11 protein-coding genes are annotated in these 12,962 nt (G+C 70.1%); 2 read left to right on the top strand and 9 right to left on the bottom strand.

The features are described 5' to 3' along the window. The first annotated feature begins 127 nt into the window (after positions 1-127). The gene (locus K244_RS0115435) at positions 128-2,527 is read left to right on the top strand and encodes a transketolase (protein WP_020187182.1); all 2,400 of its coding nucleotides are present in this window, start codon (positions 128-130) and stop codon (positions 2,525-2,527) included. A gap of 16 nt (positions 2,528-2,543) precedes the next feature. Here K244_RS0115435 and K244_RS0115430 read toward each other — a convergent pair whose 3' ends face one another. Continuing rightward, positions 2,544-3,056 carry a L,D-transpeptidase gene (locus K244_RS0115430; RefSeq protein ID WP_024816535.1) on the bottom strand — a complete coding sequence of 171 codons (513 nt, stop codon included), beginning with the start codon at positions 3,054-3,056 and terminating at the stop codon, positions 2,544-2,546. Between the two features lie 197 nt (positions 3,057-3,253). Between K244_RS0115430 and K244_RS24240 the strand changes: the two genes are divergently transcribed. Further along, positions 3,254-3,763 (top strand): hypothetical protein, encoded by a 510-nt coding sequence (locus tag K244_RS24240; RefSeq protein ID WP_020187180.1) that lies wholly within the window; start codon positions 3,254-3,256, stop codon positions 3,761-3,763. Between the two features lie 152 nt (positions 3,764-3,915). Here K244_RS24240 and acs read toward each other — a convergent pair whose 3' ends face one another. The 8 genes from acs to K244_RS0115385 all read right to left on the bottom strand — a co-directional run bounded on the left by acs (position 3,916) and on the right by K244_RS0115385 (position 12,896). Further along, on the bottom strand, positions 3,916-5,871 hold the full coding sequence (gene acs / locus K244_RS0115420) for an acetate--CoA ligase (protein WP_020187179.1): 1,956 nt from the start codon (positions 5,869-5,871) through the stop codon (positions 3,916-3,918). A gap of 221 nt (positions 5,872-6,092) precedes the next feature. After that, on the bottom strand, positions 6,093-8,513 hold the full coding sequence (gene pheT, locus K244_RS0115415) for a phenylalanine--tRNA ligase subunit beta (RefSeq protein ID WP_020187178.1): 2,421 nt from the start codon (positions 8,511-8,513) through the stop codon (positions 6,093-6,095). A 127-nt stretch (positions 8,514-8,640) separates the two neighbouring features. After that, positions 8,641-9,732, bottom strand: a complete 1,092-nt coding sequence (pheS, locus tag K244_RS0115410) for a phenylalanine--tRNA ligase subunit alpha (RefSeq protein WP_020187177.1) — start codon at positions 9,730-9,732, stop codon at positions 8,641-8,643. A 186-nt stretch (positions 9,733-9,918) separates the two neighbouring features. Further along, positions 9,919-10,293, bottom strand: coding sequence for a 50S ribosomal protein L20 (gene rplT, locus K244_RS0115405; RefSeq protein ID WP_020187176.1), 375 nt, complete (start codon positions 10,291-10,293; stop codon positions 9,919-9,921). 57 nt (positions 10,294-10,350) lie between these two features. Continuing rightward, positions 10,351-10,548 (bottom strand): 50S ribosomal protein L35, encoded by a 198-nt coding sequence (gene rpmI, locus K244_RS0115400; protein ID WP_020187175.1) that lies wholly within the window; start codon positions 10,546-10,548, stop codon positions 10,351-10,353. Between the two features lie 170 nt (positions 10,549-10,718). Then, positions 10,719-11,501 carry an AcvB/VirJ family lysyl-phosphatidylglycerol hydrolase gene (locus K244_RS0115395; protein ID WP_020187174.1) on the bottom strand — a complete coding sequence of 261 codons (783 nt, stop codon included), beginning with the start codon at positions 11,499-11,501 and terminating at the stop codon, positions 10,719-10,721. Positions 11,502-11,574: 73 nt separating this feature from the next. Further along, complete coding sequence (locus K244_RS0115390; protein WP_020187173.1) at positions 11,575-12,075, bottom strand: hypothetical protein; 501 nt, start codon at positions 12,073-12,075, stop codon at positions 11,575-11,577. 17 nt (positions 12,076-12,092) lie between these two features. Further along, positions 12,093-12,896: a TSUP family transporter gene (locus K244_RS0115385; protein ID WP_020187172.1), complete on the bottom strand. Its 804-nt coding sequence runs from the start codon at positions 12,894-12,896 to the stop codon at positions 12,093-12,095. Positions 12,897-12,962 lie beyond the last annotated feature (66 nt).

The raw sequence follows: 12,962 nt of genomic DNA, 5'->3' as shown, positions 1-12,962 counted from the left end.
TACGTTCGATAATGGCACGAACAGGGAACGGCGCAAGCGTGAAGTTCAGCCGTGCGCGTGGAACGGTCGACGTGAGGTGCGCCGGGGCTATGATGACGCTCCCAGACCCGGAACAGGACGCAAGATCATGGCGGTGGGACAGGCGGAGGATCGGCGGCTTGGGCCGCTGCGGGAGCTGGAGCGCAAGGCGCTCTGGCTTGCGACGTGGACGATCCACAACGCCAACCATCTGCGCCCGTCTGACGGGCTGAAGGTCGGCGGCCATCAGGCGTCCTCCGCGTCGCTCGCGACGATCATGACGGCGCTTTACTTCGCGGCGCTGCGGCCCGAGGACCGGGTCGCGGTGAAGCCGCACGCGAGCCCGGTGTTCCACGCCATACAATACCTGTTCGGGAACCAGACCCGCGAGAAGCTGGAGGCGTTTCGCGCCTTTGGCGGCGCGCAGTCCTATCCCTCGCGGACCAAGGACGTGGACGACGTCGACTTCTCCACCGGCTCGGTCGGCCTCGGCGCCGCGGCCACCGTGTTCGCCTCGCTGACGCAGGACTACCTGCGCGCCAAGGGGCTGGGGACCGAGAGGCCGGAGGGGCGCATGATCGCGCTTGTGGGCGACGCGGAGCTCGACGAGGGCAACATCTTCGAGTGCCTGCTCGAGGGCTGGAAGCACGGGCTCCGGAACTGCTGGTGGATCATCGACTACAACCGTCAGAGCCTCGACGCGGTGGTGCGCGAGGGCCTGTACGAGCGGATCTCGGCGTTGTTCGAAGGCCTCGGCTGGGACGTGGTCGTGCTGAAGTACGGGCGCCTGCTGGAGGAGGCCTTCGCGGAGCCCGGCGGGGGGAAACTCCGCGATTGGATCGACCGCTGTCCGAACCAGCTGTTCTCAGCGCTGTCCTTCCAGGGCGGCGCCGCATGGCGCAAGCGACTGCTGGACGAGATCGGCGACCAGGGCGCGGTCACGGCCCTCATCGAGCGGCGCTCCGACGCCGAGCTCGCGGCGCTGATGACGAACCTTGCGGGCCACGACCTGCCGACGCTGCTGGAGGCCTTCGAGCGGATCGACCACGACCGGCCGGTCTGCTTCCTCGCGTACACCATCAAGGGCTACGGCCTGCCGCTCGCCGGCCACAAGGACAACCATTCCGGGCTGATGACGCCGGCTCAGATGGCGGCCTTCCGCCAGTCCATGGGCGTCCGCGAAGGCCGGGAGTGGGACCCGTTCGAGGGCCTGTCGATTCCGCCCGACGAGCTGCAGGCTTTTGTCGAGAGCGTTCCCTTCGTGGCGAAGGGTCGCCGCCGCTACGAGGGCGGCAAGCTTCCGGTCCCCGCGCGGCTCGAGGCCGACATTCCCGTCGAGACCTCGACCCAGGCCGCCTTCGGTCGTCTGCTGGACGGGCTGGCGAAGGGCGACACGGCCCTCGCCGATCGTATCGTCACCACCTCGCCGGACGTGACCGTCTCCACCAACCTCGGGCCCTGGGTGAACCGTCGCGGCCTGTTCGCCCGCGAGAGCATGGCGGATCTGTTCCGCGAGGAGCGCATCGCTTCGGCGCAGAAGTGGGAGTTCGGGCCGAAGGGCCAGCATCTCGAGCTCGGCATCGCCGAGATGAACCTGTTTCTGGCGCTCGGCGCTTTGGGACTGTCGCACTCCCTGTTCGGCGAGCGGCTGATCCCGGTCGGCACGCTCTACGATCCCTTCATCGCACGCGGCCTCGATGCGCTGATCTACGCCTGCTACCAGGACGCCCGCTTCATTCTGGCCGCGACGCCCTCGGGGGTGACGCTCGCGCCGGAGGGCGGCGCGCACCAGTCGATCGCGACCCCGCTGATCGGCCTCGCGCAGGATGGGCTCGCAAGCTTCGAGCCGGCCTACGCCGACGAGCTGGCGGCGATCCTCGCCTTCGCCTTCGACTACGTGCAGCGCGACGGCAAGTCCGGGGTGGCGGACTGGGAGCGCGAGGAGACCGGCGGCTCGGTGTACCTCCGGCTTTCCACCCGCATGCTGGAGCAGCCGCAGCGCGCGATGACGCCTGAGCTTGCGGGCGAGATCGTCGACGGCGCCTACTGGTGGCGCGAGCCCGGCCCGAACTGCGAGGTGGTGATCGCCTACCAGGGCGTGGTCGCGAAGGAGGCGATCGAGGCCGTGGGGCTGATCGCCGGCGATCGTCGCGACGTCGGCCTGCTGGCCGTCACCTCGGCCGACCGGCTGATGGCGGGCTGGACCGCCGCCCAGCGGGCGCGCGAGCGCGGGGTCGCGCACGCGTCGTCGTTGGCGGAGAGGTTGCTCGGCCGCCTGCCGCGCCATTGCGCGCTCGTCACGGTGATCGATGGCCATCCGGCGACGCTGGGCTGGCTTGGATCGGTCTGCGGCCACCGGGTGCGGGCGCTCGGCGTCGAGCACTTCGGACAGACCGGAACCATCGCCGACCTCTACCGACACTTCGGCATCGACGCTCAGGGCCTCGTCTGGGCCGCGGAGGGTCTGGCTCCCGGACGGCCCCTGCGGCATCTGACGGCCTTGGGCTGAGGTCGTTGCGAAGCCGTCAGGGGACCACGACGACCTTGCCGCCCACGCGGACGCGCTCGTAAAGGTCGACGATGTCCTCGTTGCGCATGCGGATGCAGCCGTAGGACGCGTAGGTGCCGATCGATTTCGGGCGGTTGGTGCCATGGATCGCGTATTGATCGCGGTCAAGCAGGAGCGCGCGCGGACCCATGGGGTTCTTGGGGCTGCCGCCCGGTATCACGTCCGGCAGGTTCGGCTTGTCGCGGCGGACGTCCTCCGGCGGGGACCACGCCGGCTGGACGTACTTGCCCTTGATCCAGGCGGACCCGAACCACTGCTTGCCGGGCTTCCCGACGGCGACCCGGTAGCGCATCGCCCGGCCGTCGCCGCCGATGAGGTAAAGGGCGCGCTCGGCGTTGCGGACGACGATGGTGCCTGCGCTGTAGGCGTCGCTGTCGAACGGCACGATCTCGCGCGCTCCAGCCTCCAGCGGCAGGCCGGCGACCGCCAGAGCGAACGCCCCCAAAGCGAACCACCACCTCTTCGTCATGCCACGCACCTGAGCGACCCAATCATCTTGAAAACACTGCACTGTTATGCCGCGCGTCTGGTTCACGCCCGCCTAACAACGTGTAGCGGTCGCCCGTGGTTGCACAGTGGCCCCGTTAACGGTCGTTATAGATTGTCCGATGCTTAATAAGGATTATGTTCCTTGATTTAGACACAAGCAGACCGATGATTGGGACCATGATCCGATTCTGGTCTTATATCAGTCGTCGCCGTCTCGCGGATGCTCTGGCCGGCGCGGCCTTCGGCGCGGTCGTGACGGCGGCGGGCCTGCCGTTCGCGCAGGAGATCGCGCCGCCGCCCGCCGCGCCGCCGTTGTCCCCGACCTCGACGCTTCCTGGCCTGCGCGCGACGGCGCTCGATGTGATCGACGGCGACACTTTCGAGGCCCGGGTCCAGGCGTTTCCGGGCCAGGAGATCGTGGCGCGGGTGCGGATCGACCGCGTCGACGCGCCCGAGCTCCGCGGACGCTGCGCCGTCGAGACCGCCTCGGCGGAGGCGGCCCGGACGGCGTTGTTGGATCTTTTGCGCGGCCGCCCGCTGACGCTTACAGCCGTGCGAGGGGACAAGTACTTCGGCCGTGTGGTCGCGCGCGTGACGGCGTCCGGCGTCGGCGACGTGGCCGAGGCCCTGATCACGGCCGGCCATGGCCGCGCCTACGCCGGCGGTCGTCGCGCGGGTTGGTGCTGAAAGAGGATGTGGAGGAGGGGCATCCCGGCCGAAGCGCAGCGCAGAGCCGGGACCGTAACTTGAAGCCCGTCGATCCGCGCCGCATCCCGGTGACGATCCCGGATCGGCCAGCGGCCGTCCGGGATGACGTCGTTCGTCGGATGCCCGGGCGCCTACGCCGCCTGGCTCTTCGCCTTGTTCTGGCGGTGGTCGATCAGGTCGTCGACCACGCCGGGGTCGGCCAGCGTCGAGGTGTCGCCCAGCGCGCCGAAGTCGTCCTCGGCGATCTTGCGCAGGATGCGGCGCATGATCTTGCCGGAGCGGGTCTTGGGCAGGCCGGGGGCGAACTGGATCAGGTCCGGCGCGGCGATCGGGCCGATGTCCTTCCGCACCCAGGCGACCAGTTCCTTGCGGAGCGCGTCGTCGCCCTCGACGCCGCTGTTGAGCGTCACGTAGGCGTAGATGCCCTGACCCTTGACGTCGTGCGGATAGCCGACGACCGCGGCCTCGGCCACCTTCTCGTGCGCCACCAGCGAACTCTCGACTTCAGCCGTGCCCATGCGGTGGCCGGAGACGTTGATGACGTCGTCGACGCGGCCCGTGATCCAGTAGTAGCCGTCGGCGTCGCGCCGGCAGCCGTCGCCGGTGAAGTACTTGTTGGGATAGGTCGAGAAGTAGGTGTCCTCGAAGCGCTTGTGGTCGCCGTAGACGGTGCGCATCTGGCCGGGCCACGAGTCCGCGATCACGAGGTTGCCCTCGGCCGCGCCCTCCAGCACCTTGCCTTCGGCGTCGACCAGCTCCGGCTTGACGCCGAAGAACGGCTTGGTGGCCGAACCCGGCTTCAGGTCGGTCGCGCCGGGCAGCGGCGTGATCAGGATGCCACCGGTCTCGGTCTGCCACCAGGTGTCGACGATCGGGCAGCGGCTGTCGCCGACGACCCGGTAGTACCATTCCCAGGCTTCCGGGTTGATCGGCTCGCCGACGGAGCCGAGCAGGCGCAGCGAGGCCCGCGAGGTCTTCTTCACCGGCTCCTCCCCGCCGCCCATCAGGGCGCGGATCGCGGTCGGCGCGGTGTAGAAGATGTTAACCTTGTGCTTGTCGACCACCTCCCAGAACCGGGACGTGGAGGGATAGTTCGGCACGCCCTCGAACATCAGCGTGGTCGCGCCGTTCGCAAGCGGGCCATAGACGATGTAGGAGTGGCCCGTCACCCAGCCGACGTCCGCCGTGCACCAGTACACGTCGCCGTCGTGGTAGTCGAAGATCAGTTGGTGCGTGTAGGAGGCATAGACTAGATAGCCGCCGGTGGTGTGCAGCACGCCTTTCGGCTGGCCTGTGGAGCCGGAGGTGTAGAGGATGAACAGCGGGTCCTCCGCGTTCATCGCCTGCGGCTCGTGCTGGGGCGAAGCCTCCGCGACGGCGTCCTCGTAGCGGATGTCACGGCCTTCAGTCCACGCCACGTCGGCGCCAGTGCGGGTGACGACGAAGACGGTGTCGACGCCGCCGACCTTGGCGATCGCCGCGTCCGTGTTCGCCTTCAGCGGCACCTTGCGGCCGCCGCGCAGGCCTTCGTCCGCGGTAATGACGACCTTCGACGCGCAGCCCTCGATGCGGCTTGCCAGGCTGTCCGGCGAGAAGCCGCCGAACACGATGGAGTGCACCGCGCCGATGCGGGCGCAGGCGAGCATGGCGTAGGCGGCCTCCGGGATCATCGGCAGGTAGATCGTGACCCGGTCGCCTTTCGCGACGCCCCGGTCCTTCAACGCGTTGGCGAAGCGGCAGACCTGCTCGTGCAGCTCGCGGTAGGTGATCGCCTTGGAGTCCTTCGGGTCGTCGCCCTCCCAAAGGATCGCGACCTGGTCGCCGCGGGTTTCGAGATGGCGGTCGACGCAGTTGGCGGCGACGTTGAGGGCGCCGTCCTCGTACCATTTGATCGAGACGTTTCCGGGCGCGTAGGAGACGTTCTTCACCTTGGTGAAGGGCGTGATCCAGTCGACGCGCTTGCCGACCTCGCCCCAGAAGCCGTCGGGATCCTGGATCGAGCGGGCGTAGTCCGCGTCGTACTTCGCGGCGTCCACATGGGCGCGCGTCGCCCACTCCTGAGGAACGGGGTGCAGTTTCTCGGACATCTCGCTCGCCTCCCGGGCGTCGGTTCCGCCCGCTCGTGACCGCGGCGGGCTTGGGTCTCGCGCCACCTTATGCTGCGGCGCCGCGCGGCCTCAAGCGGCTGCGAGCTTGTACTTTGCGCGCAGACGGTGGCCGCCTGACCATCAGCTAGGTCAAGTCCTCGACGCGGCAAAGCTCGCGGCGCCGCCGGGAGCGAACTTTGACGGAGACTTGATGCGGAGCCTCACCCCCGTAGGGTCGCGCCCGTGGCCTTGGCGACCTGGGCGACGATGCGGGCGGAGATCTCCTCGATCTCGGCGTCCGTCAGCGTCTTCTCACGCGGCTGGAGCGTGACGGCGAGGCCGAGCGAGACCTTGCCCTCCGGGACGCCCGGTCCCTCGTAGCGGTCGAACAGGTCGACGCGGGTCACGAGCTTCCGCTCCGCCGCCTGCGCCGCCCGGATCAGCTCGCCTGCGGCCACGTCGCGGTCCACCACGAAGGCGAAGTCGCGGGAGAGCGGCTGGAAGGCCGAGCCCTCGAACGGCGGCTTGGCGCGCGTGGGCTTCGCCTTCGGCTGCGGCAGCGCGTCGAGGATCAGCTCGAAGCCGACCAGCGGGCCGGAGACGCCGAGCGCCGCCAGGGTGCGCGGGTGCAGCTCGCCGAAGGCGCCGAGCACGACCTTGGGGCCAAGCTGCAGCAGCCCTGAGCGGCCGGGATGGAACCAGGCCGGCGCGGACCCTTGCGCGATCTGGACGGCCGAGGGCTGCAGCCCGAGGTTCGCGAGCACGGCGAGGGCGTCGCCCTTGGCGTCGAAGGCGTCGACCGCGGCGGTCGTTTCCCCCCACTGGCGGCCGGCGCCGCGCGCCTTGGCGGTCCCGCGCCGGAGCCCGGTCGCGGCGATCTTCTGGTCCTCGGGACGGTCGCCCCAGAACACCTGGCCGACCTCGAACAGGGCGACGTCGGACAGGCCGCGGTCGGCGTTGCGCTGGGCGGCGGCGATCAGGCCGGGCAGCAGGCTGGGGCGCATGTCGGAGAGGTCGGCGGCGATCGGGTTGGCGAGCGTAAGCTCGGGCTTCGATCCGCCGAAGCTGTCGGCCTGCGCCTTGGAGACGAAGGACCAGGTCACCGCCTCCACCAGGCCGCGGGCCGCGAGCGTCCGACGCGCGATGCGGGCGCGGCGCTGCACGGGGCTGAGCTTCGCGCCGCCGACGCTGACGCCCGCCGGCAGCGGCGTCGCCTGCACCCGGTCGAGACCGATGATCCGCACCACCTCCTCGACGATGTCGGCCTTGCCCGACACGTCCGGGCGCCAGCTCGGCACCGCGACCTTCAGCAGTTCGCCCTGGCCAGTGACCCAGAAGCCGAGCCGGTGGAGCGGGACCTTGACCTCGGCCGGGGTGACGGCGAGGCCCGCGAGGCGCTTCACCTCCGAAACGGGGAAGTCGAGGATCAGATCGCGCTCGACGACTTCGCCGGCGGTGACGATCTCGGAAGCCTCGCCGCCGCAGATGTCGATGACGAGCTGGGTCGCGAGCTCGAGGCCAGGCAAGGTGAAGGCCGGGTCGACGCCGCGCTCGAATCGGTGCCGGGCGTCGGAATGGACGTTCAGCGCGCGGCCGGTGCGGGCGATGTTGAGCGGATCCCACAGCGCGCTTTCGATCAGCACCTCGGTCGTCGTCGAGTCGCAACCCGTGGCGGCGCCGCCCATGACGCCCGCGATCGACTGGACGCCGTTGTCGTCGGCGATGACGCACATGGTCTCGTCGAGCACGTAGGTTTTGCCGTCGAGCGCGAGGAGGCTCTCGCCCGCCCGCGCGCGGCGCACGACGAGGTCGCCCGTCACCTTGGCGGCGTCGAACACGTGCAGCGGGCGGCCGCGGTCGAAGGTCAGGTAGTTGGTGACGTCGACCAGCGCGTTGATCGGCTTCTGGCCGATGCTCTTCAGCTTGCGCTGCAGCCATTCGGGCGAGGGCCCGTTCCTGACGCCGCGCACAAGGCGCAGCGCGAAGAACGGTGACAGCGGCTCGGCGTCGCCGAAGTCGAAGCGCACGCCGGTCGGGCAGGGGAACGCGCCCCGGACGGTGCGGGCGGGCGGCTCGATCAGCTCGCCGATCTCGGCGGCGGCGAGATCGCGGGCGACGCCGTGGACGCCGAGGCAGTCCGGTCGGTTCGGCGTGACGGCGATCTCGATGACCGGGTCGTCGAGGCCGACCAGCGGCGCGAAGGGGCGGCCGACGGGCGCGTCGGCGGGCAGCTCCAGGATGCCGTCGTGCTCGTCGCCCAGGCCGAGCTCTCGCGAGGAGCACAGCATGCCGCCGGACGCGACGCCGCGGATCTCGGAGGCGCCGAGCTTGACGCCGGAGGCCGGGATCACCGTGCCGGGGGCTGCGAAGACCACCTTCAGCCCGGCGCGCGCGTTCGGCGCCCCGCAGACCACCTGCAGCGGCGCGCCCTTGCCGACGTCGACGGAACAGACCTGCAGCTTGTCCGCGTTGGGATGGCGCTGGGCGTCGAGGATGTGGCCGACCACGAAGGCCGAGAGCTCGCCCGCCATGTCCTCCACATGCTCGACCTCGAGCCCCACGCGGGTGAGCGTCTCGGTGACGGCGACCAGGTCGGCGTCGCCCGCGAGGTGCTCTTTCAGCCAGGAGAGGGAGAATTTCATCTGGATTGGCCCTCAGGGCGTCATCCCGGCCGAAGCGAAGCGCCGAGCCGGGATCGTCGTCAGGAAAAGGCGCCTTTCACGGCGGACGATCCCGGATCGGCCTTGCGGCCGTCCGGGATGACGCGCCCTACGAACTCAGCCCGCCCGCGAGCGTCGGGAAATCGAGCGGGCGGAAGCCGTAGTGGCTGAGCCAGCGGGCGTCCGCCGAGAACAGGTCGCGCAGGTCCGGCATGCCGTACTTGAGCATGGCGATGCGGTCGATCCCCATGCCCCAGGCGAAGCCCTGGTAGACGTCCGGGTCGACGCCGCAGTTGCGCAGCACGTTGGGGTGCACCATCCCGCAGCCGAGGATCTCGAGCCAGTCGTCGCCCTCGCCGATGCGCACCTCGTTGGGCAGCTTCCGGCAACGGACGTCGACCTCCATCGAGGGTTCGGTGAAGGGGAAGAACGACGGGCGGAATCGAAGCTCGACCGAGGGCACCTCGAAGAAAGTCTTGAGGAACTCCTCCAGCACCCAGCGCAAGTGGCCGAGATGGGCCTCCTTGTCGATGACGAGGCCCTCGACCTGATGGAACATCGGCGTGTGCGTCTGGTCCATGTCGAAGCGGTAGGTGCGGCCGGGGCAGATCACGCGGATCGGCGGCTGCGTGCTCCGCATGGTGCGCACCTGCACGGGGCTGGTGTGGGTGCGCAGCAGCAGGCGCTCGCCGTTCGGCTTCTCAGGAAGGAAGAAGGTGTCGTGCATCTCGCGGGCCGGATGGCCGACGGGGAAGTTGAGCGCGGTGAAGTTGAGTTCGTCGGTTTCGATGTCCGGGCCTTCGGCGACCGAGAAGCCCATGGCGGAGAAGATCGCCGTGAGCTCGTCCATCACCTGGCTGACGGGATGGATGCGGCCGGTCTCGAGGCCGCTCTCGCGCACCGGGAGCGAGACGTCGAGCCGCTCGGAGGCAAGCCGCGCCTCCAGCGCGGCGTCGGCGAGCGCCGCCTTCCGTTCTCCGAGCGCCGCGGCGACGCGGTCGCGCAACGCGTTGAGGGCCGGACCGAAGGTCTTGCGCTCGTCCGGGCTCATGGAGCCCAGCGTCTTCAGCTTTTCGGAGACGGAGCCCTTCTTGCCGAGCGCCGCCACGCGCACGGCCTCAAGCGCCGCTTCGTCGGACGCGCCCGCGACCTGCGCGAGCACGTCGGCTTCGAGGGAGTTGAGGCTGTCGATGTCGGTCATGCGAGACGCCGCTTCCGTTCGGCCGGGTTCGTCGCCCGAGCCTGAAACGCAACGTCATCCCCCGGCTTGTCCGGGGGATCCACCGGCGGCGTGGAGCTCTACGACTGCTGTGGATGCCCCGGACAGGCCGGGGCATGACGACGAGCTTGGATCAAAAGGAGCGGCGCCGGGTGGGCCGCCCGAGGATCACGCCGAGGCGGCTTCCTTCGGAAGCGCGTCCTTGGCCTTCAGCGCGATCGCGGCGAAGGCGGCGGGCTCGTGGATCGCGAGATCCGACAGCACCTTGCGGTCGACTTCGATGCCGGCCTTAGCGAGGCCGTCGATAAAGCGCGAGTAGGTCAGGCCGTGCTCCCGGACCGCGGCGTTGATGCGCTGGATCCAGAGCGCGCGGAACGTGCGCTTCTTGTTCTTGCGGTCGCGGTAGGCGTACTGCATCGACCGATCGACGGCGGCCTTCGCCGCGCGGATCGTGTTCTTGCGACGGCCATAAAAGCCCTTCGCGGCGTCGAGCGTCTTCTTGTGCTTGGCGTGGGACGTGACGCCCCGTTTAACGCGAGCCATGGTCTAAAATCTCTCGTCTCAGGTGTTCGGGATGAGCGCTGTGAAAGCGTCGACGCGTCAGCCGTAGGGCAGGAACGTCCGGACGATCCGCGCGTCTTGCGGGGTCAGGATGGTCGTGCCGCGCTGGTTGCGGATCTGCTTGTTGGTGCGCTTGATCATCCCGTGGCGCTTACCGGCCTGGGCGGAGATGACCTTGCCGGTCGCGGTGAAGCGAAAACGCTTCTTCGCCGCCGACTTGGACTTGATCTTGGGCATTTCGCTCTCCGAATGAGGAGAAGCCTCCGGCGATCGACCGTCGCCCGCGAGGGGAGACAGGCCAAGCTCGAGGCTTCGAGCAGTTAAGGGGCGCGCCACGGCAGCCCATGTCAGGCCGGGCACGCGCGGAAGCCGGGCTTATACGCGGGCTCCCGCTTGTTTGCAACGGCTCACGCGCCCTTCAGCGTCGCCGCCACAGTGCGGGCGAGAGCGTTGTAATCGCCGTCGAAATGATGGCCGCCCGCCGTCTCGATCAACCGCACGCGCGACGGGTCGAGCGATGGGCACAGCGTGCGGCCTTCCGCCTGCTCCTCTTCGCCGTAGACGCAGACGATCGCCGGGCGCTCCGGGGCCTGCGCGACGCGCGCGACCTCGGTCGCGGTCGACAGCGGGTAGCCGTCGATCCACCCGACGATCTTGGCGACGCCCATCGCGAGATTCGCCGTGCGCGACAGGCCGAGCATGGCGACGGCGCGCACGGCTGCGCGGTCGGCCGGCGGAAGCCGGTTGTAGGCGACCGGGACCGTGTCGGCGCCGAAGGAGTAGCCGACAAGCGCCACGTCCTGAACGCCCCAGACCCGGCGGGCGGCTTCGATCATGCGGCCGACATCGGCCCCCACCTCGTCCGGCGACCGTGGCGCGAGGAAATAGCGCAGGCTGTCGAGACCGAGCGTCTCGATCCCTTCGGTGGCGAAGCCCGCGGCCAGCTTGCGGTCGAGGTCGGCCCATCCGCCGCTGCCGGTGATAAGCACCACCGCCGCCCGCGGCGGGCCGGCGCGCGGCGCGACGGCGACGACGGGCAGGCCGGCGATCTCGTGGAGCGTCTCGCCTGCGGGCAGCGCCCCCCGCGCGAAGCCGGGAAACCAGTGATGAAAGGTTCGGGCGAGCGCCGGCGTCGCCGCGAGGAGGACGCCGGCGAAGGCGAAGCTGGTCAGCGCGCGGCGCGGCGTCATCGGCAAGGTCCCGCAGGCGATCCGGACGCTCGACGTCGCGCGCGGATTGCGGCGCGATCAGGGCCGCAATCCGTCACTGCGGCAGGGCTGTCACCGCGATTCCGACGGTGCGCGACGGCGAGCCGCTGATCTGGATCGTCGCTGGTCCCTCCTGGAGTTGGAACCGCACGGATTTGCGCGCGCCCTCGCAGTCGAGCACGCCGGAGAATCCCGCCTCGTCCAGGCGCTTGCCGGCCTGCACCACGTCGATCCAGACCCGCTCTGTCGTGGTGATCTGGTGGAGGCCGGCTTTGGCCTCGAAGCGCAACACGCCGGCGGGAGCGGCGGGCGCCGCCGGCCTGCCCGGCGGGAGCTCAAAGCCGGCCTTGGCGGCGTTGGTCAGCACGAGGCGCACGGCGGCGGGCCGCGTGAGGTCGAGCCGCCCGCCGCTGTCGCCCACGGGCGCGGCCGCCAACAGCGCCTTGTCTGGCTCGATCGGCCAAGCGAAAGCGCCGCAGCCGCCGGTCTCGGCGGCGAGCGCCGGCAGCGCCGCGAGGGCGGCTACAAGAGCGAGGGGAAGCGTCGAGGCGCGCAACGGCGGTCTTTCGATGTCTAGGGCGGTCCGAACGCCGCTCTGACCGCCGCGCCCACCGGGTGGGCGGGATCGAACATCAGGCGCGCGGACAGGGCAAGGGCCACGACGATGACGAGCGGGCGCACCAAGCCGACGCCGTGCTTCAGCGCGAGCCCCGCGCCAAGCCGCGCGCCGACCAGCGTCCCCGCCGACATGGCGAGGCCGGCCGACCACACCACGTGGCCTGCGAGGATGAACACGATCAGCCCCGCGAGATTGGACGAGAGGTTCAAGAGCTTGGTGCGCGCCACCGCCTTCACCGCGCCGAGGCCCGCCAGTCCCACAAGCCCGATCATGTAAAAGGCGCCGGCGCCGGGCCCGAACAGGCCGTCGTAGGCGCCGATGGGGGCGGCGACGCCGAGCGCGAAGGCGACGGGTCCCAGCCGCGCCCGGCCGTCGACGTCGGACAGCCGCGGACCGAAGGCGAAGTAGAGCGCGACCGCGATCAGCAGGAAGGGCAGCGCGGCGCGCATCAGCTCGACGGGCGCGAACGCGACGAGGGCGGCGCCGGCGACCGCGCCGAGGAAGGCTGCGGCCGACAGTCCCCACGTCGCCGGAGACCGGGCGTCGAGCATGCCGGCCTGGGCGAAGCGGGCGGTGGCGGCTGCGGTGCCGATCGCGCCCTGCAGTTTGTTGGTGGCGATGGCCGACACCGGGTCGAGCCCGCCCAGCAGCAGCACGGGCACGGTCACCAGCCCGCCGCCGCCGGCGATGGCGTCCACCACGCCGGCGAGGAGGCCCACCGCGGCGAAGAGCACGAGAATCTCGAGCGGAAGGTCCACGGGAAGAGCTCAGGTGGGAGGCAGGCGTCATCCCGGCCGAGCGAAGCGAGAGCCGGGATCGTGGAG

Source organism: Methylopila sp. 73B, from assembly GCF_000526315.1.
Classification (GTDB): domain Bacteria; phylum Pseudomonadota; class Alphaproteobacteria; order Rhizobiales; family Methylopilaceae; genus Methylopila.
Note: the sequence above shows the minus strand (reverse complement) of the source record. Positions and strands in the feature narration are given on the sequence as shown.